Source organism: Collimonas arenae, assembly GCF_000786695.1.
Taxonomy (GTDB): domain Bacteria; phylum Pseudomonadota; class Gammaproteobacteria; order Burkholderiales; family Burkholderiaceae_D; genus Collimonas; species Collimonas arenae_A.
Window position 1 is genome coordinate 4459957 of record NZ_CP009962.1, and the last position, 22558, is coordinate 4482514.

A 22558-nucleotide genomic window follows, 5' to 3' on the forward strand; every position below is an offset into this window, starting at 1 on the left:
AATTTTCATTGCTACATATGCGGCCAAACATGCACGCTAAGGCACTGCACAGAAGTACGGCAGATGTAGCGGAATTTGGGAGGCCGCGCATTATAGCATGACGCGCTGCACTACTTTACGAAAAGCCTTGTAATTTCAAAGAGTTGCTGTCTCAATCCTGGCATAAATATTGACTAAAAGATATTTTATATGAGCTGCGCCGTGGCAATCAGGCGCTCGGGCGCTAGGACGCCATATTCATGCAGCTGCGCGGTGCCCAGTAATTGCCGAAAAGACATTTCATCCGCTGGCTGCTGGTAGACCCGTACTCGGCCGCCCTGCTCCGGTAAGGCTACGCCCTCTTTCGACAGCGTCAGGCGCTGGCCTTGCAAAAAGCGCTTGGCCAGTGCTTCCGATAGCAATACCTCTGGAAAAGTTAGCAGCAAGCTATCGACTGGCGCCAGCAAGGTACAACGTTCGGCGGCTTCAGTCCCGCTCAACTGCTCCAGGGTGACGCACCCCTCCAGCGTCAGATGGCCGACCTGGGTACGGCGCAACTCTTGCAAATGTGCGCCACAGCCCAGCGCAGCGCCGATATCTTCGCCCAAGACACGGATGTAGGTACCTTTGCTGCAACTTACCCGCAAACGCAGGAACGGCGCGTCGTAGGCCAGGAATTCAAGTGAGTGAATGGTTACATCACGCGCTTCGCGCTCCAAGACAATACCAGCGCGTGCATATTCATACAAAGGCTTGCCGTCGCGTTTCAGCGCCGAGTACATCGGCGGCACTTGCTTGATCGGGCCGCGGAACTGCGCCAGCACCGCATCAATCTGCTCGAGGCTGACGTTGACGTCCTTTCGCTCCTGAACTTCGCCTTCGGTATCCCCGGTGGTAGTACTCACTCCCAGGTGGATCAAGGTTTCATAAGTCTTGTCGGTATCCAGCAAATCCTGGGCGAACTTGGTGGCTTCGCCGAAGCACAACGGCAGTACGCCGGTGGCGAACGGATCAAGAGTACCGGTGTGACCGGCCTTCTGTGCATTCAGCAAGCCTTTGGCCTTGATCAGCGCGTCGTTACTGGAAAAGCCGACAGGCTTATCCAACAGCAATACGCCATTGAGCGGGACACGGATTCTTTTGGGTGGACGTGATGCCATGGTAGCGAATACAAAAAAAGGTGAAGAAAAGCAGAAACGGCCTGCCGTTACCAGCAAGCCGCATCAAATTTACAACAAGGACTGCCAATCAAACCTGGACAGACTCTCGCTTATTCCTGGCCGTCGTCCTTGGAGCGCGTGGCATTCGCCAGATCGATCAAGCGCGACATTTCAACGCCACGGGCGGTCGAATTGTCATGAATGAAATGCAAGGCAGGCAAGGTGTGGATAGACAGGCGGCGACCCAGCTGGTTGCGCAGGAAACCGGCAGCCTGGGTCAAGCCCTTGACGGTATTCGCAATCGCTTCCAGGTCGTCGTTCAACATCGTGAAAAACACCTTGGCATGGGCGTAATCCGGCGTGACCTGCACTTCGGTGATCGTGATCATGCCGACCCGCGGGTCTTTCAATTCGAAAACGATAATCTCGGACAAGTCCTTCTGGATCTGGTCTGCAACGCGCAGACCGCGGCCGGGGATGGATTTACTATGTTTAGCCATACGTTTATTCGGCGTTTCTACACGCCTTGTCTTTCACAAAAGAACCACAGAACCACAAAAACTTACCTGGCTTGCAAGCAGCTCTGGAAACCGCAGCCTCAGCTACGCTGACTTGGTTCTGTGCCTGACCGAGAAGCGCAGCTGTACGAAAGTACAGTGAGCATCACAGGTCAGGCACAGGGCCGCGCAGTAAATTTACAGAGCTGCCATCGCAAAATGAAAATCGGGCTTGTAGGCCCGATTTTCCTGCCCTGCGCACCTGACCGGCGTGCGCTTGCTTTGCCTGTTACAGAGTACGCGCGATTTCTTCTACTTCAAAGATTTCGAGGTGATCGCCTTCTTTGATATCGTTGAAGTTCTTCAGCGTCAGACCGCATTCAAAGCCGGAACGGACTTCCTTGACGTCATCCTTGAAGCGTTTCAGCGAATCCAGCTCGCCTGTCCACAACACGACGTTGTCGCGCAGCAGACGGACCGACGCGCCACGCTTGACCAAACCTTCGAGCACATAGCAACCGGCAATCGCACCGACCTTGCTAACCAGCAGGACCTGGCGAATCTCGACCAGACCCAGGTTCTGTTCGCGCTTCTCTGGCGACAACATACCGGACATCGCTGCCTTGATCTCATCCACAGCATCGTAAATGATGTTGTAGTAACGGATGTCGACGCCGTTGGCTTCCGCCAGCTTGCGTGCCGATGCATCGGCGCGGGCGTTGAAGCCGATAATCACGGCCTTCGAAGCGACTGCCAGGTTGACGTCCGACTCGCTGATGCCGCCGACGCCGGCGTGCACCACCTGGACCCGGACTTCGCTGGTCGACAGTTTCTGCAACGACTGGACCAGCGCTTCTTGCGAACCCTGCACGTCGGTCTTGATGATCATCGGCAGGTTCTTGACCTCGCCTTCGGCCATCTGGTCGAACATGTTTTCCAGCTTCGCGGCTTGCTGCTTGGCCAGTTTGACGTCACGGTACTTACCTTGACGGAATTGACCGATTTCACGCGCCTTACGCTCGTCTGCCATTACCATGACTTCTTCGCCGGCGACCGGCACTTCTGTCAGGCCCTGGATTTCGACCGGAATCGATGGGCCGGCTTCAGCAATCGCCTTGCCGTTTTCATCCAGCATCGCACGAACACGGCCATAAGCCGAACCAGCCAGCACCACGTCACCGCGCTTCAAGGTGCCGGATTGCACCAGAATCGTTGCAACCGGACCACGGCCCTTGTCCAGACGCGCTTCTACCACCAAGCCACGGGCTGGTGCAGCAACCGGTGCCTTCAGTTCCAATACTTCGGCTTGCAGCAGAACTTGCTCCAGCAAGTTGTCGATGCCTTCACCAGTCTTGGCCGATACCGGCACGAATGGCGATTCACCACCGTATTCTTCAGGCACAACTTGTTCTGCGATCAGTTCTTGCTTGACGCGGTCCAGATTGCCACCCGGTTTGTCGATCTTGTTGATCGCTACCACCAGCGGTACGCCGGCTGCTTTCGCGTGGGCGATCGCTTCCTTCGTTTGCGGCATCACACCGTCGTCGGCAGCAACCACCAGAATCACGATATCGGTCGCCTTGGCGCCACGGGCACGCATCGCGGTAAACGCTTCATGGCCCGGGGTGTCGAGGAAGGTGATCATGCCACGCGGCGTTTCTACGTGATAGGCACCGATGTGCTGGGTAATGCCGCCGGCTTCGCCGGAAGCAACCTTGGCGCGACGGATGTAATCCAGCAGCGAGGTCTTACCATGGTCAACGTGACCCATGACGGTGACCACCGGTGCGCGCGGCAGCATTTCGGCGTCGGCATGCTCTTCGCCATCGATCAGCAATGCTTCAGGATCGTCCAGCTTGGCAGCATGTGCGGTGTGGCCCATTTCTTCGACCAGAATCATCGAAGTTTCCTGGTCCAGCACCTGGTTGATGGTGACCATCTGGCCCAGTTTCATCAAATGCTTGATGACCTCGGAAGCCTTGACCGACATCTTGTGCGCCAGCTCGGCGACAGTAATGGTTTCAGGGATATAAACATCCTTGACGACTGCCTCTGTCGGCGCCTGGAAATTACTTTCGTGATCGTCGTTATGCGAACCGCGACGGCCCTTAGGACCACCACGCCAGCCGTCACGGCCACCGCCGGTATTGCCGCGGGTCTTGATGCCGAGGCCACGCTTTTTGGCGGCGTCGTCTTGCCAGGTCGAAGATACGTTAGCGGATTTGATCGATTTCTTGTCGACCACCACTTTTTTGTCGTCTTTCTTCTCGCCCGGCTTTTTGTCCGCTGGCTTGTGCAATGTACCTTCGGCGGTCTTGGCCGGTGCTGCTGCAGGAGCAACCGGCTCAGGCGCCTTGATGACTCTGCGCGGCGCATTCATCATCGCCTTGATTTGCGCAACTTCATCTTGCACAGCCTTGCGAGCACGTTCGGTAGCAGCCGATTTCTCAGCAGCTTCCTTGGCGGCTTGCGCAACTTTCTGCTTGGCTTCTTCGCTGGCCAGACGTTTCTTTTCTTCTGCGGCAGGATCTTCCTGCTTGACCGGAGCGGCGGCGCCAGGCGCTGCGGCAACCGGTGCAGGCGCTTCAGCAGCCGCCTTCTTGGCTTCGAGTTCTGCTTTCTTGGCATCGTTTTCAGCTTTTTGCGCAGCCTTGGCTTGCGCTTCTTTCTCCGCTTCCAACTTGGCCAGACGCTCTTGCTTCTCGATCAATTCTGCTTCCTGGCGAGCAATCAATTCAGCTTGACGGCGTGCTTCCTCGATCCGGCGAGCTTGTTCAGCTTCGTCGATCACCGGTGCGGCAGGCACAGCCGGTGCTGCCGCTACTTCGGCAACCGGTTCGTCACGTTTGACGAAAGTACGCTTCTTGCGCACTTCAACCTGGATCGTACGCGACTTGCCTGTGGCGTCAGCCTGCTTGATCTCGGTGGTTTCCTTGCGGGTCAGCGTGATTTTCTTCTTTTCGCTATCAGGCACCGCGCCGTGCGAACGGCGCAGATGTTCCAGCAAACGATCCTTGTCTTCTTTCGACAAGGCGTCGTCAGTCGAATTTTTCTGGACGCCAGCCGATTGCAATTGTGTCAGCAGTAAATCCGCTGGCATTTTCAGCTCGGTGGCAAATTGGGCTACATTGTTACTCGCCATTCAGTCCTCTTTTTCTATGTGGCGCGGCAGACGATACGGAACCTCTCGGATCACTCGATCACTTGGCTTCCGCTGTATTCCATGCCTTGGCTTGCAGGGCCTTGGCATGATCATCGTACTTGGCATCGATGAGTTTCATCTCATCGTCGGTCACATCTTTAAACTCTTCTTCAATCAAATGACGCGCACGGTCAGCTGGCAAAGCCAGGATCGCGCCAAATTCGTCATACGCCAGGGCAGCGAACGCAGTCAATGTCTTGACTCCCGCCAAACCCAGCTTGCCGGCGGTAACCCGGTCCATGCCCTCGAAGTTGACCAGGGCATCTTCCATGCCTTCCAGTCCTTCTTCCGAGGCAATCGCTTCGGTTACCAACGCGTCCCGCGCGCGATTGCGCAGTTCGTTCACGGTATCTTCGTCAAACGAATCGATTTCCAGCATTTCAGTAATCGGCACGTAGGCGATTTCTTCCAGGCTGGCGAAACCTTCTTCTACCAGGATGTCGGCGACTTCCTGGTCAACATCCAGCTTTTCCATGAACAGGGTACGGATCGCCGCAGTTTCCACCGCCGACTTATCGGCCGATTCTTCTGCCGTCATGATGTTGATCTGCCAGCCGGTCAGTTCTGCCGCCAGGCGTACGTTCTGACCGCCGCGACCAATTGCAATAGCCAGGTTTTCTTCGTCCACCACGACATCCATTGCGTGCTTTTCTTCGTCAACCATGATCGAAGAAACGTTCGCAGGAGCCAATGCGCCGATGACGAATTGCGCCGGATCTTCCGACCACAGCACGATATCGACACGTTCGCCACCGAGTTCGCCAGTCACGGCCTGCACGCGCGAACCACGCATGCCGACGCAGGTACCAATAGGATCGATGCGCTTGTCTGCTGTAAACACGGCAATCTTGGCGCGAACGCCAGGGTCACGTGCAGCCGACTTGATTTCCAGCGAGCCTTGTTCGATTTCCGGCACTTCCAGTTCGAACAGCTTCATGATGAATTCCGGCGCGGTGCGCGACAGAATCACTTGCGGGCCGCGTGCATTGCGGTCGATACGCAGGATAAAGGCGCGGACACGGTCGCCGATCCGCAGGTTTTCCTTAGGAATCGTCTGGTCGCGCGGCAAGCGTGCTTCGATCTTGCCCGATTCAACGATCGCATCGCCGCGTTCCATCCGTTTGATGGTGCCTGTGACCAATGAGTCGCCGCGCTCCAGGAAGTCGGCCAGGATCTGTTCGCGTTCAGCATCACGGATCCGTTGCAGCACGACTTGCTTGGTGTCTTGCGCGAAGCGGCGGCCGAAGTCGACCGATTCAATCGGTTCTTCGATGTGGTCGTCGACTTCTACGTCGTCAATCTGTTCCTTGGCTTCGAACAACAGGATTTCCTGGTCCGGCAGTTGCAGGCCAGCTTCATCCGGCACGACGTGCCAGCGACGGAAGGATTCGAATTCACCGGTTTCGCGGTCAATCGTGACGCGAATATCGACGTCACCTTCGTAGCGCTTCTTGGTTGCCTGTCCAAGTGCGTGTTCGAGCGCACCGAATACCACATCACGATCGACGTTTTTTTCATGCGCGAGCGCATCGACCAACAATAAAATTTCGCGACTCATGCTTTGCGACTCCTAAAATCCACTTGCGGCACCAAGTGTGCCTTGTCTACGTCAGCGAGCGTGAAATCCAACACCGCCGACCCATCTTTTGTTTCAAATTCGATTTTCAAATTCTCGCCGTCCGGTTCACCCAGGACGCCTTGAAATGACTTGCGATGCGCGGCGCCCGGCATCGCCACGCGCAGCTTAACAATTGCTTCCTTGCCTGCAAAACGCACATAGTCAGCCAGTTTCTTCAGCGGCCGATCCAGGCCTGGCGATGAAACTTCCAGTCGCTCGTACACGACGTTTTCCACAGTCAGCACGTGCAACAGTTGATGCGTTACTTTTTCGCAATCTTCTACCGTGATCTGGCCTCCTGGTCCGGCATTTTCCGACGTCAAGTCGATGAAAACGCGCAGCAGACCACGCGCGGCGATTTCCAACTCGACCAGCTCGTAGTCCATGCCAACCACGGTCGTTTCAATTAGCTTCAGTAACTGCAAAGCAACTCCCTAATAAAATATAACTATAGGCCTGATGTATGTACGCAACACTGGTACGCCAAAATCGTAAGTACAACGTCAAAAAACCGCAAAAAACGAAAAGCAAAAAAAAAAATGGGCATCTGCCCATCTTCTTATCGTTTGTCATTTCAAGCAGTTTCACGAGAGCGATTACGAATTAATCCGAGATTAACTCTCGTATTTTCTTCGCTTTTTCTCCGCCTTTTCTCGTTAATGACTTCTGTTAACTTGTAAATTATAAACGATTGAGCTATGTACCGCAATGCGGGAAGTTTGCATTTATTGACAATCGCCCGTCAAAGGGCGGTTAATTGACCATAATTGCAACACTTCCACTTACTTTTTTTCATCTCATCCGGAGCGGCCAAACACCGCTCCAGACCGCAACGTCAATTAGCCGCGCGGACGGCGACGTGGTCCGCCTTGGGCGCCGTAGTGTCCGCCGCCGGTTGGTCCGCCAGCCGCCTTGTTAGGGCGTGACGGACGGGCAAAACCGCTGCCGCCACCATTGCGCCGTTGCTGCCCGGCATCCGGAAAGCCCAATGCAGTTTGCAGCGGATCCGGCTGCCGGCTACGCGGCTGGCCACCGCCTTGCGGACGACCTTGGCCGCCACCTTGGCCACGCCCTTGGTTGCCGCGCGATTGGCCAAATCCGCCTTGATCGCGATAACCTGCAGGGCCTTGCGGCGCACTATCTGCGCGATTGCCGTTAGGTTGACGATCCCTGTTGAAATCGGGACGCCCCTTGCTGCCGCCTGCACTCTGGCCGGCAGGCTTATCCAGACCATGCGCTGCCATCATGTCGCGCACTGCATTCTCATCCAGCTCTTCCCAACGACCGCGTTTGAGGCCCCGTGGCAAGGTCATGGCGCCGTAACGGGTGCGGATCAGACGCGATACAGTCAGACCGATCGCTTCGAACATGCGGCGCACTTCACGGTTACGACCTTCCCCGATCACCACGCGATACCACTTGTTGATACCTTCACCGCCGCCATCGGCAATCTTAGTAAACTGCGCAACGCCGTCTTCCAGCTCAACGCCGGCCAACAGTTTCTGGCGCATGCCCTGCTCCAGCTCACCCAGGGTTCGTACCGCGTATTCGCGGTCGATGCCATAGCGCGGGTGCATCAGACGGTTAGCCAGGTCGCCCGAGGTTGTAAACAACAGCAAACCTTCGGTATTGAAGTCCAGACGTCCGACAGCCAGCCACTTGGCCGCCTTCATATTAGGTAAACGGTCAAACACCGATGGACGGCCATCAGGGTCGTTGTGGCTGACGATTTCACCGGCTGGCTTGTGATACACCAGTACGCGCGGAGGACGCTTGCTGACTTTACGCTGCAGCAACTTACCGTTGATCCGAATCTGATCGGTCGGCAAGATGCGCTGGCCGATATGGGCCGGCTCGCTGTTGACCGAAACACGGCCAGCGATAATCAATTCTTCCATATCGCGCCGCGAACCCAGGCCGACCTCTGCCAACACCTTATGCAGCTTGGGTGCGTCATCCTCGGCGGTCAGGTCGCGCCGGACGTTCTTTTGTGCAGCATGGCGACGATCGTTTGCGTCTTCAGTCGTGACCAGCGTATCGAACGACTCGGAGGTAACAAACGAAAACACTTCATCGGCGTCGCCGGTACGCGATCCTGGTTTGCCATTACGTTGACCTTGCTGGCCCGGTTTGCCATTCTGCGCTTGCGGCTTCTTGCCCTTTTGCTGGCGGTCGCGCGAATTGCGGTCGGTGCCGCGGTCGCCGTTACGGCCATTGTTATTGTTACGATCGCCACGTGGCTGACGCACTTCACCGACGGGACTGTCAGCATTTTGCGACGCTACCGGCTGACCTTCAACTGCAGCCAGATTGCCAGTCTCGACCACAGCATCCGCGGCGACAGACGACTCCTGGGCGCGCTGGGCGGCGCGGTTGCTACGCAAAGCGCGCGGACCACGAACGCCACGTTTGGCTGGCCGCTCACGCGGCGTTGTTTCTACATTGATCACATTCACGAATGGCGCCGCATCAGCGACTGGCGCTACCTGCGCAACTGCCTCAACGCTGGCGACCGGCTCGGCCACAACAGCAGGCGCCTTCTTGCGTGGCGCGGCTTTCGGCTTGACCGCAGCTACAGCTTCCGGTGCAACCGCAGCAACATGCGCAACTTCCGATGCAGCACTGCCCTCGTCGACCGCCACGACTGCTTTCTTGCGCGGTGCGCGCGGAGCACGTTTGACCGGCTCGGCAATATCAGCAGACGAAGTCTCCGCAGCCGGGGCCGTAGCAGCGTCAGCGGCGACCGTCGCGGCCTTGCGCGCTCTCGGCTTTTTCGCCGGCTTCGATTCGGTGGCGGCTGTCACGTCGACGACCGGTGCTTCATTGGAACTAGGTGGGTTCATTATTCAGGTGTTGGTTATGCCGACCTGGCGTGGCTTCATCATCCGATTCGGACGCTTGGTCGTTGGTGTGGGTTTCATTCGATGCAACGGTTGTTTCCTGCGGCTGAACTGCTTCTTCAGCCGTTTCCGTTGCATTTTCCGTCATGACTTCAGGTGCGCCGATGCCTGCATCGACACTATCTTCCGTCATTGGTTCTGCAATCTGTTCTGCATCCGAAGCGTTTTCAGCCGCCATATGCACTGGCTCAGCCAGTTCGGTTTGCAGTTCTACGTCAGTTTCTTCCTTTGCCGCGGCCGCCTCCAGTGCTGCCCGGGCTTCCATGCTGGCCTCCAGATCCGCTTCCAATGCCTGCAATTCCAGCAGATTGCCTTCTTGCATGTCATTTCTGGCAACTTGCTGCAGCGGCGGCAACTGATCCAGCGAGGTCAGCCCGAGATCGTCCAGGAACTGCCGCGTGGTGGCGAACAATGCTGGCCGGCCCGGCACATCGCGATGGCCGATGGCCTCAATCCAGCCACGTTCTTCCAGCATTTTCACGGTCTGCGAATTGACCGTGACGCCACGAATTTCCTCGATGTCGCCACGGGTTACCGGCTGACGGTAAGCAATAATCGCCAGGGTTTCCATGGTTGCACGTGAATATCTCTGCGGCTTTTCCGGATTCAGGCGCTCCAGATAGATCTTCATCTCCGGGCGGCTCTGAAAGCGCCATCCGGTCGACAGGGCGACTACTTCGATGCCCTTGTCCGACCAATCCGTACGCAATTCCTCGAGCATCGACCTGATCGTATCTGCATTGATTTCGCCCTCATCGTCGCCGATGTCTTCGCCATTGCGCACATACAACTTTTTCAAGTCGTTAAGCGACAGCGGCTCGTGAGCACAGAGCAATGCAGTTTCGAGGACTTTCTTGGCCTCAATAGTATTCATGTACGACGTAGCTTATTTAAATTTTATTAAAAATTTCGCAGAGCTTATGTTCAACGGCAGGCGTCATGAGTGTGCCTGATACCTGGTCAAAGAAAAGCTGTTGATACTGCTGTCCAGCGCCCGTTAGAGGAGGATTAATGAGGGCGGGGACAATAAGACTTGAATAAGACGGCAGCATTTCTGGTGCACCGCTCGTTCCTTAGATTTTGATCCCGGCGGTGCGGCGCGCTGCTATAACTTTACGGCAACCGGTCTCGCCATTTATCAAAAAATGTTGAGACAGAGTTTAGCACAAAGCTTGTGAGGAGGGCGGATTGATCTTACAGATGTGGTTATTTGACGATACAAGGCGAGTTCCAGCAAATGGGGAATACGTCATGAATGACCTTCGCCCATTTTGCGTGTTTACGCTCTGCAACTATGCCTGCACTACCCACCGCAACGAAATCGTCCGGCAAGTATCGCCGAACATTTAGCTGCCACGATAGGTGGAATACGACCAAGGTGATACCACCAGCGGCACATGATAGTTCTGGTCGGCATGGGCAATGCCAAAAGCCAGCGTGACGCGATCAACAAAACGCGGGGTGGGCAGGTCAATTCCTTGCGAAGCGAAATAATCGCCAGCCGAAAATACCAGCTCATATTGTCCGACCTGCATCTCTTCACCTTGCAGCAAAGGCGCGTCAACCCGGCCATCCTGGTTGGTCACTGCGCTCTTCAACAGACTGCGACCGGCGGCGCTGACTGAATACAATGCAATTTTGACACCTGCGCCCGGCTTGCCCTGGGTAATATCCAAAACGTGCGTGCTTAATTTCCCAACGGCGTTTCCCATGACAGTTCCCTATATCGATTAGTTGAAAATGAGTATCGATCAAATGATATACCGCAGGGTGCAGGTCAATATATTATCCGGCATATATTAATCATGGCTGCAGCACACATAATTCAGACAAATCCAATATCTCCAGGCCAAGCTATGACTACCAACACTGATCCACAGTATCCGCGCGACATGACCGGCTATGGCCGCACTCCGCCCCATCCGCAATGGCCGAACAAGGCCCGGGTCGCTTTGCAGTTCGTTCTTAACTATGAAGAAGGCAGCGAAAACTGCGTACTGGACGGCGACGCCGGCTCGGAAACCTTCCTCTCTGAAATCATTGGCGCCCAGAGTTTTCCGGCACGCCATATGAGCATGGAATCGCTCTACGAATACGGCTCGCGCGCCGGCGTCTGGCGCTTATTGCGCATGTTTGAAGAGCGCCGCCTGCCGCTGACCGTGTTCGGTGTTGCACGCGCGCTACAGCGCAACCCGGAAGCGACCGCCGCTTTTCAAGAACTTGGCCATGAAATCGCCTGCCACGGCCTGCGCTGGATCAGTTACCAGAATGTCGACGAAGCCACCGAACGCGCCCATATCGCCGAAGCCGTCAGCGTCATCAAGGAATTGACCGGCAGCGCCCCGCTCGGCTGGTATACCGGCCGCGATTCGCCGAATACCCGCCGCCTGGTGATGGAACACGGCGGTTTCAGCTACGACGCCGATCATTACGGCGACGACCTGCCGTTCTGGGAACAAGTCAGCGTCCGGTATGACAACGGCAAAACAGAAACCAAGCCGCAACTGATCGTGCCCTATACCCTGGATACCAACGACATGCGCTTCGCCGCCATGCAAGGCTTCAACTCCGGCACCCAGTTCTACGATTACCTGAAAGACGCTTTCGACGTGCTCTATCGCGAAGGCGATCCACATGGCTTGAACCAGCCGAAAATGCTATCGATCGGCCTGCACTGCCGCCTGGTCGGCAGGCCCGGACGCGCGGCGGCGCTGGCGCGTTTTCTCGATTATGTGCAGGCCCACGGCCAAGTCTGGGTCACGCGCCGCATCGATATCGCCAACCATTGGCGCACCACTCACCCGTTTTCAGCTTAACCGCAGCAAACGTTTTCCCACCCGCCGTGGCGGTACCACGGAACGTAGCCAAAACACAGACGTGTGTTGTTTCAAATGAACAGATCCAAAATTTTATCGACCGTTTATAAAAATCAGGAGACAGGGATGTACCCAGCTAAAAACAAATTAAGAAAACTGCAACTCGTTGCCGCCCTCGGCGCCACGATTGCACTGCCAGCGATGGCCCAGACGTCGGTCCAGGTAACCGGCCTGGTCGACACGTATGTCGGCTCGCTGAAGTACAGCGGTGACTCAGCACGCACCAGCGTGGTCGACAGCGGCGGCATGACTACCTCATGGATCGGCTTCAAAGGCACCGAAGATCTCGGCGGCGGACTCTCTGCCAAATTCAACCTGACTTCGTTCTTCCGTTCCAACACCGGCGCCACCGGCCGCTTCGACGGCAACGAAACAATGTTCTCGCGCGACGCTAACGTCGGCTTGGTCGGCAGCTTCGGTGCGATTTCGCTGGGCCGCGACCTGGCACCGAACTTCCTGCCGTCGATCCTGTTCAACCCGTTCGGCGATTCGTTCAAGCTGTCACCGCTGATCCTGCACATGGATGTGCCTTGGTTCAACGCCTCCGGCTGGACCAATTCGGTGGCGGGCGATACCGGCTGGAGCAATGAAATCATCTATACGACGCCGGATTTCTCCGGCCTGAAAGCCAATTTCCATTACCAGTTCGGTGAAGTCGCCGGCAATACCGGTAAAAACAATATTGGCGCGAACATCTTGTATTTCCATGGTCCGCTGGCATTGACGGCCTACTATCAACGGGTGCAGGTCAACAATCCTTTGGAACTGTCGCCGGGCAACGTCCAGCCAGCGACCAACATCCCGCTGCCAAGCGGCATGGTTGCGGCACGCCAGTCGAGCTGGTTCCTGGGCGCAACTTACGACTTTACTATCGCCAAACTGTTCGCTACCTACGATCAAACCTCGCATGATATCGACTTGAAGGACAAGACCTTCCAGCTCGGCACCAGCATCCCGCTCGGCCAAGGCGCAATCCTGGCATCGTGGGCCGATACCAAGCGCAGCGGCGCAGCAGTCGGCGAATCACTGAAGCGCGATACGGCTTCGCTGGGCTACGACTACAACCTGTCGAAGCGCACCGATCTGTATGCGGTATACATGTACGACAAAATCACCGACCAGACCGTCGGCAGCAGCGTTGCGCTGGGTATCCGTCACCGTTTCTAAGTTTCTGAAAAACTGATACTGTAGTCGCGTCATCACAATGCGCGCCGATCATTCAATTGATCGGCGCGCGTTTTACCATCTGGATTTCCATGAACGCAACCCCCTCCCCCATCAGCAGCCCAGAATGGCAAGTGCGCAAAGATCTGGCGGCTTGCTATCGCCTGTGTGCCTTGAAGCAATGGGATGACCTGATCTATACCCACATTTCAGCTTCGGTTCCCGGTGAACCGGGACATTTCCTGCTGAATCCGTTTGGCTATCGTTTCGATGAAGTCTGCGCATCCAACCTGGTCAAGATCGATGCCCGCGGCAATATCGTCGGCGACTCGCCTTACCAGGTCAATGTCAGCGGTTTTGCAATCCATGGCGCGGTCCACGCGGCGCGCGCAGATGCGATGTGCGTCATGCATTTGCATAATACGCATGCGGTAGCGATCGGGATTCAGGCAGATGGCCTGCTACCGCTCTCGCAGCACGCACTACGTTTTTATGAACAAATTGCGTACCACGACTATGAAGGCCTGGCGCTCACGCCTACCGAGCAACACCGCATGATCGAGCGGCTCGGCCAACTGCCTGCCATGCTGTTGCGCAATCACGGTAGCCTGGTCTGCGGCCGCACCATCGCCGAAGCGTATGTGCTGATGGATACGCTGGACAAGGCCTGTGAAATACAACTCAAGATGAATTCCGGCCGCGGCCGCCTGACCATGCCCTCCCAGGAAATCTGCCGCAAGACACGTGACCAGTTGCTTGGCGACGGCAGCCCGGAAGGATTGTTGGAATGGCCGGCACTATTACGCAAACTGAACGCCATCGATCCCAGCTATCAACATTGATCAACTCCTATCGAAAGGACTTACATGCCTACATTTAACGTGCAAATTTTTGAAGGCCGCACTGTCGAGCAAAAGCGCGCCTTCGTCAAGGCTGTCACAGAAGTCACCTGCCAGACGCTGGATTGCGGGCCGGAATCAGTGGACATCATCATCGAGGAAGTGAAACGGGAGAACTGGGCCACCGCAGGCAAGCTCTGGTCGGACTGAGTTTGCATCGCCTTGCCACATAAAAAAAGGAGCCACAATAGCGTGGCTCCTTTTTTATTCGCATGAAGCTGAATCAAAATCAGGCAAACTCGCCGATCTTCTTGACCACGGCTGCACGCACCGAACCGCTGACCACGAACGATTGCGCCACCGCGATATCGTTGTGGAACCAGCGGTCGCCATCCAGGCAAGCCGGAATCTGGCTGCGGATTTCCTGATAGGCCGCCTGCGTGCCTTCGCCCAGTACAAAGCCCGGCAGCAGATCTTCCGTCATGGTCAGCGCCTGCGCTGCCAGCAGCATTTCCACGCCGATGATGTACTGCGTGTTGGCCACCACAGTGGCCGCCTTGCGTGCGCACCAGGTCGAGTTGGAGACGTGGTCTTCGCTGTTGCCCTTGGCCGGAATGCTGTCGACGCTGCCCGGCATGCATAGGGTGCGGTTTTCCATCACCAGCGAACTCATCGAACATTGCACCACCGGATAACCGGTGTTGACGCCGCGCACGCCGCTCATCAGGTTGCGTGGCAAGCCCCATGACAAGGTCGGGTCGATCAGGCGGGCGATGCGCCGTTCGCAAATGCTGCCGAGGTCGGTGATCGCCATCGCCAGCAGATCCATCGCCTGCGCCAGGTACTGGCCGTGGAAGTTACCGCCGGAGATGATTTCAAAGCCGCCGCCTTCTTTGTCAAAGATCAGCGGATTGTCGGTCGCCGAGTTGATTTCCTTGTCGACGATGTTGTCGATGTAATCAAGCGCATCGAACACCGGGCCGTAGACTTGCGGCGAGCAGCGCAGCGAATACACGTCCTGGATGCGCGAACTGTACGGGATATCGGTACGGCGCGATTCTTCCGGAAACTGCACCGCGCGCGCTTCATGCGTGGTGCGGGTCGAACCGGAGAGCAGCTTGCGGATGATGGCGGCAGTCTTGATCTGGCCGGCATGCGGACGGGCTTGCTGGATACGGTGGTCGAAGGCGGCCATTTCAGCGCGCATCGCTTCCAGCGTCAGGCCCAGCGACAAACAGGCATCGCTCAGCAGGTTGCGCGAATCGTGCGCTACCAGCACAGCCACCGCCAGCGACGCGGTACAGCCATTGATCAGGGCCGATGCATCCTTGGCCTTGAGATCGAACTTGACCGGACCGACGCCGGCCTTGGTGATCGCCTCAGGCGCGCTCATGCGTTGGCCTTGGTACATGACTTCGGCTTCATCGAAACCGGCAATCGCGGCAGCCAGATAGGACAAAGGCGCCAGGTCGCCGGAGGCGCCAACCGACCCCTTTTGCGGCATGATCGGATGGATGCCGGCGTTCAGGAAGGCCAGCAGACGGTCGACCACTTCCACCCGCGGCGCCGAATAATTGCTGGCGAAGGCGTTGGCGCGCAGCAGCATGGTGGCGCGGCTGACTTCTTCCGAGAACGGCTCGCCGATACCGGCGCAATGGGCCTTGATCAGTTGCGTCTGGAACAATTCGATATGCTCGACCTTGATGCGAGTGTCTTTCAACAGGCCGACGCCGGTGTTGAAGCTGTACATCATCGGCGCTTCGTCGTGCATCCAGGTCGATTCAATATAGTCGCGGCTTTCTTTCAGGGCGGCGCGCGACGACTCGGCTAGCGTCACCGGCAGGTGCGGAGCGCGGGCGACCTCGACTACTTGCTGTGCAGTCAGGTTGAAACCGTCGATGGTGATGGTTTGAGGCATGGGAACTCCAAATTTTTTAATGTGCTGAATAAGCGCCGCAGGCAAAAGCCGATTGAGCGTTGCGGCTATTGCTCAACCGGCTTCCTGCGTTGGGGCTGGACGATGATATCGGGCGCGGCGGCTTACTTGGCGCCGGCGGTATACCAGGCGCCGATCAAGGCGCGTTCGTCGTCAGTGATGTGCGTCATGTTCGCCAGTGGCATAGCCTTCAACTGCACTGCCTGCTGATAGATCTTGTCGGCGTGCTGACGGATCAGGTCAGGCGTTTGCAGCATGATGCCAGCCGGTGCAGTGGCAAAGCCAGGCTGTGTCGGTTGCGCCGAATGGCAGGTAGCGCAACGCTGGCCGATGATTTCCTGGATATGCGCCATGTCGGCTGCCGGCGCCGCAGTTGCCGCAGCAACTGCACCGGTTGTACCTGCTGCAACCGGAGAATCCAGCTTGGCAACCGGCGCCACTGGCTTGATCGGGCTCGGTGCAATTGCAATGGCTACCGCCAGCAGCAAGGCTACGCCGGCAATCGGATAACCGATTGAAACGCGGCCGGCGTGACGCAAATTGAAGAAGTGACGAATCAACGCGCCGGCAGCAATGATCGCCGCCAGGATCAGCCAGTTGTACGGATGGCTGTAGGTCATGCCGTAGTGGTTGCTGATCATGATGAACAACACAGGCAGCGTGAAATAGTTGTTGTGCACGCTGCGTTGCTTGGCCTTTTTGCCGTAGATTGGATCCGGCGATTTACCGACGCGCATCGCTTCCACCAGCTTGCGCTGGCCCGGGATGATCACCATCAACACGTTACCCACCATCATGGTGCCGATCATGGCGCCGACATGGATGTAGGCGGCGCGGCCACTCAGCAGATGCGTCAGCACAAAAGCGGCGGCAACGATGAACAGGTACATGATGATGCCAAGCAGGCCGTCGCGTTTGCCCAGCGGCGAACGGCACAGCAAGTCGTAGACGGTCCATCCGATCACCAGGGTGCCGAGGCCGACGCCGATGGCTTGCCAGTTGCTGAGGTCGGCCACATCCTTGTTGATCATCATTGCCGAAGCATTGAAGTAGTAAACGATGAACAGCATGGCGAAACCGGACAGCCAGGTGGCATAGGCTTCCCATTTGAACCAATGCAGGTCGTCCGGCAATTCTGCCGGCGCCACCAGATATTTTTGCGGATTGTAGAAACCACCGCCGTGGACTGCCCACAGCTCTCCAGACACGCCTTTCTTGGCCAGATCGGAGCCCGGCTTCGGAGGACGGATCGAATTATCGAGCCAGACGAAATAGAAGGATGCGCCGATCCAGGCGATCCCCGTAATCAAGTGCAACCAACGCACCAACAGATTGAGCCAGTCGACCCCATACGCTACCAACATTGCATCCATGTCTTCCCCAACATTCTATTGCTCGTCTGCCACCGCGGGCTCTGCAAACGACGGAGTGATTACTCCAATATGGCCGCGAACTTTATATAAGCGTTGTTATTACACCAGCTCCGCTACGACCCACATTCATTTTCTCCCTGCCACCCCTGAGATAAAAGCGTGGCAGATTCACGCAAGATAAACGTATTGTGATTTTAAAACATGGATTTATAGATATATTTGACATACGCATATCCATATACCAAAATGAACTGCAAGGGCTCCAATCACTATAAGCAAAATAATATAAGCCTAATGCTCAAGCCAATAGATATTGGACTTGCACAAAGTTTCTCCAGCAAGGCATGCCGACGCAGACAGTGCAGCTGCACGGCAAGGAGGCATAACGCCGCTGGAGGAACTTTGTGTAGGTCCTCAAATATTAAATCAATAAATATCAACAACAAAACAATAGTAGGAGACACCATGGCTAAGCTGCCCGACCACCTGGATATACACCTGATACGCATCCTGTATCTGCTGCTGTGCGAGAAAAACGTCTCGCGCGTAGCGCTTAAACTGAACCAGCCGCAACCATCGATCTCGGCCTCGCTGCGCAAGCTGCGCGAGCTCACCGGCGATCCCCTGCTGGTGCGCGGCGCCCGCGGCATGGTGCCGACCCAGCACGGCGAAAGCCTGCTCAAGCCTGCCAAACGCATTCTCGAAGAAACCGAACGCCTGTTCGTGCAAAAGACCCCTTTCGTGCCGCAAGCCGAAGCGCGTACCTTTCATATCGCCGCGCCAGATTACATGAATACGCCGTTCTTCCTGGAAGTAGTGGCCCGCCTGCGCCGCGAATCGCCCAAGAGCCGCATCGTGATCCATGCGCTGGGTCCGGAAACCGACTACGTCAGGCTGCTGTCCGATGGCGATCTCGACCTGGTGATCGCCAACTGGGATGAACCGCCGCCCCACCTGCACCTGTCGAAACTGTTCGACGACCCCATCGTCTGCCTGATGCGCGCCGACAGCGCCTACGCCAAACGCACCGGGCCTGACCAGATGACGGTGGAGGACTATCTGTCGCTGCCGCATGTAGCGCCGTGGCAGGTGCTGCCTGGATATCACGGCATCATCGATTCCTTTCTCGACAGTCAGAACCTGAACCGTAATGTGGTGGTGGAATCGGCCTATTTCGGCATGCTGCCCTATATGGTGGCGCAAACCGACCTGGTGCTGACCACCGGCCGCCAGTTCGCGCGCTTCTATGAAAAGACGCTGTCATTGAAAAGTTTTGCGCTGCCGATCAAGTTTCCGCCGATGCGTTTTTACCAACTGTGGCACGAGCGGGTGCACCAGGCCACCGAGCATAAATGGCTGCGAGAACAGATCGGGATTGCCGCCAAGGCGCTGCTGGAGAAGTAAAAAAAACAACGAAATTCTCTATCGCAACGCATTTTCGCCATATATCCAAATACATAAATCAACTATCAGGCAAGCTATATATCGTGGAGTCTCGGGCAAAGTAGTATCGAAGCGCACGAGCCCTGTTCAACTCGCAGGTGACTTGTGAAGGCTGTAGCGGATCGAGCCGGTCAGGCAGGAAGTTAAAAGACCGTATGGATACCGCTGCCAGCACTAAAATCATAAATAGCGCCTAGGAGACATACGATGAACAGCAGTACAGATCCGGTAGATGAAAGACTTCCCGTAGGTAAACTGGCCGCGCTCGGCCTGCAGCACGTGCTGGTGATGTATGCCGGCGCGATCGCGGTGCCCCTGATCATCGGCGGCGCCCTCAACCTGGCAAAAAGCGACATCGCCTTCCTGATCAGCGCCGACCTGTTTTGCTGCGGTTTGGTTACGCTGATCCAATGCCTTGGTTTCTGGAAATTCGGTATCAAGATGCCAGTCATGATGGGCGTCACCTTCGCCGCCGTCGGGCCAATGGTGGCGATGGCAGGCAACCCGCAACTGACGATCGTCCATATCTACGGGGCTGTGATTGTCTCCGGCATCTTCTGCGTCCTGGCAGCGCCCTACATGAGTCGTCTGATGCGCTTCTTTCCGCCAGTGGTGACCGGCACGGTGATCAGCGTCATCGGTATTTCCCTCATGGGCGTTGGCATCAACTGGGCGGCCGGCGGCCAGCCTGTGATCGGCCAACTGGTCGACGGCGTCTTCGTCAAGATGCCCAATCCGGATTACGGCTCCCCCACCAGCCTTGGCATTGCGCTGATCGTGCTGGTATCGATCCTGCTGATCACCAAATATGTGAAAGGCTTCATCGCCAACATCTCGGTGCTGACCGGCATGGTGATCGGCTTCGTCATCGCCATGGCGATGGGAAAAATCAGCTTCTATGGCCTCGGCGACGCCGAATGGTTCGCCTTCATCCGGCCTTTCCACTACGGCTGGCCAAAATTCGACATCGGCTCGATTATCAGCATGTGCCTGGTGATGATCGTCACCATGATCGAATCGACTGGGATGTTTATCGCCCTGGGTGAAATCGTCGGCAAGAAAGTCGATGACAAAACCCTGGCGCGCGGCTTGCGCGTCGATGGTCTCGGCAGCGTAATCGGCGGCATCTTCAATACCTTCCCGTACACCTCGTTCTCACAGAATATCGGCCTGGTCGGCGTCACCGGCGTACGTAGCCGCTTCGTCTGCGCCGCCGCCGGCGTGATCCTGATGCTGTTCGGCCTGTTTCCGAAAATGGCGCACGTCGCCGCCTCGATCCCGCAGTTTGTACTGGGCGGCGCCGGCATCGTGATGTTCGGTATGGTGGCCGCCACCGGCATCAAGATCTTGTCGGGCGTGGACTTCCAGCGCAACCGCAATAACCTGTTCATCGTCGCCGTCAGCTTCGGCGCAGGCATGATTCCGATCGTGGCGCCAAGCTTCTTCGACAAGATGCCGGTTTTCCTGTCGACCATTTTGCACAGCGGCATTCTGCTCGCTTCCAGCATGGCGGTCTTGCTGAACCTGTTTTTCAACGGTAAAGGTTCCAGCGAAGACAGCCGTGCGCATGCAATGGCGGCGGCGCAAAGCTCCGATCACTAAACGCAAGAAAACGCAGCCTGGGTTCACCCAGGACAATACCGGCAACCCAAGCTGCGAGTAAACTGTTTTGAAGTAACCGAGGAAGCGGGCAAGACCCGCGGATGAAATAAATGACAACACTAGAACAATTGAACAGCGCCGATGCGCAAGCCTTCGTCGCGACCTTGCACGGCATCTACGAGCATTCGCCATGGATCCCTGAACGCGCAGCCTCCCAGCGGCCATTCGCCAACATCACCGCACTCAAGCTGGCGATGCAGGCGACTGTCAGCAGCGCTACCCGAGAAGAACAGCTTGGCCTGATCCGTGCCCACCCGGAGTTGGCCGGCAAGGCAGCCATCGCGGGCGAGCTGACGGTTGAATCGACCGGCGAGCAAGCTAAGGCTGGCCTCAATCTTTGCAGCGCTGAAGAATTCGCCACGCTGCAAAAACTCAATGCCGACTACAACAAGAAATTCGGTTTCCCTTTCATCCTCGCCGTCAAGGGCGCCGACGGCCAGGGCTTGTCGCGCCAGGCCATCATCGCCACCTTCAGCCGCCGCCTGAAGAACCAGTTCGACGATGAACTGGGAGAGGCCTTGCGCCAGATCGGCCGTATCGCCGAGATGCGCACCAACGACCTGCTCGGCTATTCGCCCGAGCTGGGCAAGACCATCATGCATTGGGCTGAACAGATCGGCGCCTGGAGCGACGACGACAACGGCCTGACCTGCGCCTACATGACTGACGCGCACCGCCGCACGGCCACGCAAATAGCCGGCTGGATGCGCGAAGCCGGCATGCAAGCCGAGATCGATGCAGCCGGCAACGTGGTGGGGCGCTATCTGTCCGACAACCCATCGGCAAAAACGCTGATGACGGGCTCGCACTACGACACGGTGCGCAACGGCGGGAAATACGATGGCCGCGAAGGCATCTTGCTGCCGATCGCCATCGTCAAGCATTTGCATGAACGTGGCGAGAAGCTGCCCTTCCATTTTGAAATCGTCGGTTTCTCCGAAGAAGAAGGCGTACGCTTCAAGAGTACTTTCCTGGGTAGTAATGCAATCATCGGCCAGTTCAATATGGAGTTGCTGAACACGCTTGACCGCGACGGCATCAGCATGCGCGATGCCTTGCTGAAAGCCGGCCACGATCCTGCAGCGATTCCTGCCATTGCTCGTAATCCGGCTGACTTGCTGGGCTATGTTGAAGTACATATTGAACAGGGGCCGGTGCTGCTGCATCGTGACCTGCCGGTCGGCATCGTTACCTCGATCGCCGGCAGTTGCCGCTACATGGTGCAACTGAAAGGCGTCGCCAGCCATTCCGGAACTACGCCGATGTCGATGCGCAAGGACGCCGCCGCGGCAGCCGCCGAAATCGTGCTCTACGTGGAACAACGCTGCGCGCAGGATCAGCAGGCATCGCTGGTGGGCACGGTTGGCCAGCTGCAGGTGCCGAACGGTTCAACCAATGTGATTCCGGGTGCATGCGTGTTCTCGCTAGATATTCGCGCCGAGGACGATGTCGTGCGCGATGCGGCAGTGGAAGACGTGCTGCGTCATATCGAAGCGGTCTGCGAACGCCGCTGCATCGAAGCCAATGTCGAAAAAATGGTGTCGGCCCCGGCTGCGCCTTGTGCTTCCTGGCTGATGGACCAGTTGTCCGCCGCCACCGAACGGGCTGGCGTAAAACCGTTCAAACTCGCTTCCGGCGCGGGTCATGATGCCATGACCATCGCCAAAATAACTGATGTCGCAATGCTGTTCACGCGTTGCGGCAACGGTGGCATCAGTCACAATCCATTGGAAACAATGACTGCTGACGATGCCGAAGTATCGGCGCAAATCTTGCTGGATTTCCTACGCCGCTTCAAACCAAAATCTTGAACCAGCGTATTTACCTACTGATATTACACGCCGAGGTTTTTCGCCAATTCAACACCAGGCGTAGTTAAGTGGGGTCAGAGTTTTTTTACGACAGCCGT

At 56.8% G+C, this 22558-nt stretch carries 17 protein-coding genes; 7 read left to right on the forward strand and 10 right to left on the reverse strand.

Translation table 11 applies throughout. The features are described 5' to 3' along the window. Nucleotides 1–185 precede the first annotated feature (185 nt). The 8 genes from truB to uraH form a co-directional block, all read right to left on the reverse strand. Nucleotides 186–1139 carry a tRNA pseudouridine(55) synthase TruB gene (truB, locus tag LT85_RS19635; protein WP_038496891.1) on the reverse strand — a complete coding sequence of 318 codons (954 nt, stop codon included), beginning with the start codon at nucleotides 1137–1139 and terminating at the stop codon, nucleotides 186–188. Nucleotides 1140–1249: 110 nt separating this feature from the next. Next, on the reverse strand, nucleotides 1250–1639 hold the full coding sequence (gene rbfA, locus LT85_RS19640) for a 30S ribosome-binding factor RbfA (RefSeq protein WP_038492268.1): 390 nt from the start codon (nucleotides 1637–1639) through the stop codon (nucleotides 1250–1252). A 286-nt stretch (nucleotides 1640–1925) separates the two neighbouring features. After that, a complete protein-coding gene (gene infB / locus LT85_RS19645; RefSeq protein WP_038492271.1) occupies nucleotides 1926–4778 on the reverse strand; it encodes a translation initiation factor IF-2 in 2853 nt (950 codons plus the stop codon). A gap of 58 nt (nucleotides 4779–4836) precedes the next feature. After that, nucleotides 4837–6396 (reverse strand): transcription termination factor NusA, encoded by a 1560-nt coding sequence (gene nusA, locus LT85_RS19650; protein ID WP_038492274.1) that lies wholly within the window; start codon nucleotides 6394–6396, stop codon nucleotides 4837–4839. Next, entirely contained in the window at nucleotides 6393–6881 is a 489-nt protein-coding gene (gene rimP / locus LT85_RS19655; RefSeq protein WP_038492276.1) for a ribosome maturation factor RimP, read from the reverse strand. Before rimP ends, nusA begins: the two co-directional genes overlap by 4 nt. Nucleotides 6882–7295: 414 nt before the next feature. After that, nucleotides 7296–9299 carry a 23S rRNA pseudouridine(2605) synthase RluB gene (rluB, locus tag LT85_RS19660; protein ID WP_038492278.1) on the reverse strand — a complete coding sequence of 668 codons (2004 nt, stop codon included), beginning with the start codon at nucleotides 9297–9299 and terminating at the stop codon, nucleotides 7296–7298. Further along, the gene (scpB, locus tag LT85_RS19665) at nucleotides 9286–10230 is read right to left on the reverse strand and encodes an SMC-Scp complex subunit ScpB (RefSeq protein WP_038492281.1); all 945 of its coding nucleotides are present in this window, start codon (nucleotides 10228–10230) and stop codon (nucleotides 9286–9288) included. The genes rluB and scpB overlap by 14 nt, the downstream gene beginning before the upstream one ends. A gap of 472 nt (nucleotides 10231–10702) precedes the next feature. Beyond that, nucleotides 10703–11068: a hydroxyisourate hydrolase gene (gene uraH / locus LT85_RS19670; protein WP_038492284.1), complete on the reverse strand. Its 366-nt coding sequence runs from the start codon at nucleotides 11066–11068 to the stop codon at nucleotides 10703–10705. Between the two features lie 144 nt (nucleotides 11069–11212). Between uraH and puuE the strand changes: the two genes are divergently transcribed. The 4 genes from puuE (at nucleotide 11213) to LT85_RS19690 (ending at nucleotide 14445) form a co-directional block, all read left to right on the forward strand. Further along, nucleotides 11213–12172 (forward strand): allantoinase PuuE, encoded by a 960-nt coding sequence (puuE, locus tag LT85_RS19675; RefSeq protein WP_038492287.1) that lies wholly within the window; start codon nucleotides 11213–11215, stop codon nucleotides 12170–12172. 126 nt (nucleotides 12173–12298) lie between these two features. Continuing rightward, the gene (locus tag LT85_RS19680) at nucleotides 12299–13399 is read left to right on the forward strand and encodes a porin (protein ID WP_038492290.1); all 1101 of its coding nucleotides are present in this window, start codon (nucleotides 12299–12301) and stop codon (nucleotides 13397–13399) included. A gap of 89 nt (nucleotides 13400–13488) precedes the next feature. Further along, entirely contained in the window at nucleotides 13489–14238 is a 750-nt protein-coding gene (locus LT85_RS19685) for a class II aldolase/adducin family protein (protein WP_038496893.1), read from the forward strand. Between the two features lie 24 nt (nucleotides 14239–14262). Then, the gene (locus LT85_RS19690; RefSeq protein ID WP_038492294.1) at nucleotides 14263–14445 is read left to right on the forward strand and encodes a 4-oxalocrotonate tautomerase; all 183 of its coding nucleotides are present in this window, start codon (nucleotides 14263–14265) and stop codon (nucleotides 14443–14445) included. A gap of 79 nt (nucleotides 14446–14524) precedes the next feature. On the opposite strand, the gene LT85_RS19695 is transcribed toward LT85_RS19690, so the two are convergent. Continuing rightward, nucleotides 14525–16153, reverse strand: coding sequence for an HAL/PAL/TAL family ammonia-lyase (locus tag LT85_RS19695; RefSeq protein ID WP_038492297.1), 1629 nt, complete (start codon nucleotides 16151–16153; stop codon nucleotides 14525–14527). A 122-nt stretch (nucleotides 16154–16275) separates the two neighbouring features. Further along, entirely contained in the window at nucleotides 16276–17544 is a 1269-nt protein-coding gene (locus LT85_RS19700) for a urate hydroxylase PuuD (RefSeq protein WP_038492300.1), read from the reverse strand. 465 nt (nucleotides 17545–18009) lie between these two features. Here LT85_RS19700 and LT85_RS19705 point away from each other — a divergent pair, with 465 nt between their 5' ends. The 3 genes from LT85_RS19705 (at nucleotide 18010) to LT85_RS19715 (ending at nucleotide 22460) form a co-directional block, all read left to right on the forward strand. Then, complete coding sequence (locus LT85_RS19705) at nucleotides 18010–18948, forward strand: LysR substrate-binding domain-containing protein (RefSeq protein ID WP_038492304.1); 939 nt, start codon at nucleotides 18010–18012, stop codon at nucleotides 18946–18948. A gap of 246 nt (nucleotides 18949–19194) precedes the next feature. Then, on the forward strand, nucleotides 19195–20589 hold the full coding sequence (locus LT85_RS19710) for a nucleobase:cation symporter-2 family protein (protein ID WP_038492308.1): 1395 nt from the start codon (nucleotides 19195–19197) through the stop codon (nucleotides 20587–20589). A 110-nt stretch (nucleotides 20590–20699) separates the two neighbouring features. Continuing rightward, nucleotides 20700–22460, forward strand: coding sequence for an allantoate amidohydrolase (locus LT85_RS19715; RefSeq protein ID WP_038492311.1), 1761 nt, complete (start codon nucleotides 20700–20702; stop codon nucleotides 22458–22460). Nucleotides 22461–22558 lie beyond the last annotated feature (98 nt).

Coding starts and splice junctions, on each gene's coding strand:
- LT85_RS19690 (WP_038492294.1), top strand. CDS start 14,263: ATGCCTACATTTAACGTGCAAATTTTTGAAGGCCGCACTGTCGAGCAA.
- LT85_RS19710 (WP_038492308.1), top strand. CDS start 19,195: ATGAACAGCAGTACAGATCCGGTAGATGAAAGACTTCCCGTAGGTAAA.
- LT85_RS19685 (WP_038496893.1), top strand. CDS start 13,489: ATGAACGCAACCCCCTCCCCCATCAGCAGCCCAGAATGGCAAGTGCGC.
- LT85_RS19680 (WP_038492290.1), top strand. CDS start 12,299: ATGTACCCAGCTAAAAACAAATTAAGAAAACTGCAACTCGTTGCCGCC.
- LT85_RS19705 (WP_038492304.1), top strand. CDS start 18,010: ATGGCTAAGCTGCCCGACCACCTGGATATACACCTGATACGCATCCTG.
- nusA (WP_038492274.1), bottom strand. CDS start 6,396: ATGAGTCGCGAAATTTTATTGTTGGTCGATGCGCTCGCGCATGAAAAA.
- truB (WP_038496891.1), bottom strand. CDS start 1,139: ATGGCATCACGTCCACCCAAAAGAATCCGTGTCCCGCTCAATGGCGTA.
- scpB (WP_038492281.1), bottom strand. CDS start 10,230: ATGAATACTATTGAGGCCAAGAAAGTCCTCGAAACTGCATTGCTCTGT.
- rluB (WP_038492278.1), bottom strand. CDS start 9,299: ATGAACCCACCTAGTTCCAATGAAGCACCGGTCGTCGACGTGACAGCC.
- infB (WP_038492271.1), bottom strand. CDS start 4,778: ATGGCGAGTAACAATGTAGCCCAATTTGCCACCGAGCTGAAAATGCCA.
- puuE (WP_038492287.1), top strand. CDS start 11,213: ATGACTACCAACACTGATCCACAGTATCCGCGCGACATGACCGGCTAT.
- rbfA (WP_038492268.1), bottom strand. CDS start 1,639: ATGGCTAAACATAGTAAATCCATCCCCGGCCGCGGTCTGCGCGTTGCA.
- LT85_RS19700 (WP_038492300.1), bottom strand. CDS start 17,544: ATGGATGCAATGTTGGTAGCGTATGGGGTCGACTGGCTCAATCTGTTG.
- LT85_RS19715 (WP_038492311.1), top strand. CDS start 20,700: ATGACAACACTAGAACAATTGAACAGCGCCGATGCGCAAGCCTTCGTC.
- LT85_RS19695 (WP_038492297.1), bottom strand. CDS start 16,153: ATGCCTCAAACCATCACCATCGACGGTTTCAACCTGACTGCACAGCAA.
- uraH (WP_038492284.1), bottom strand. CDS start 11,068: ATGGGAAACGCCGTTGGGAAATTAAGCACGCACGTTTTGGATATTACC.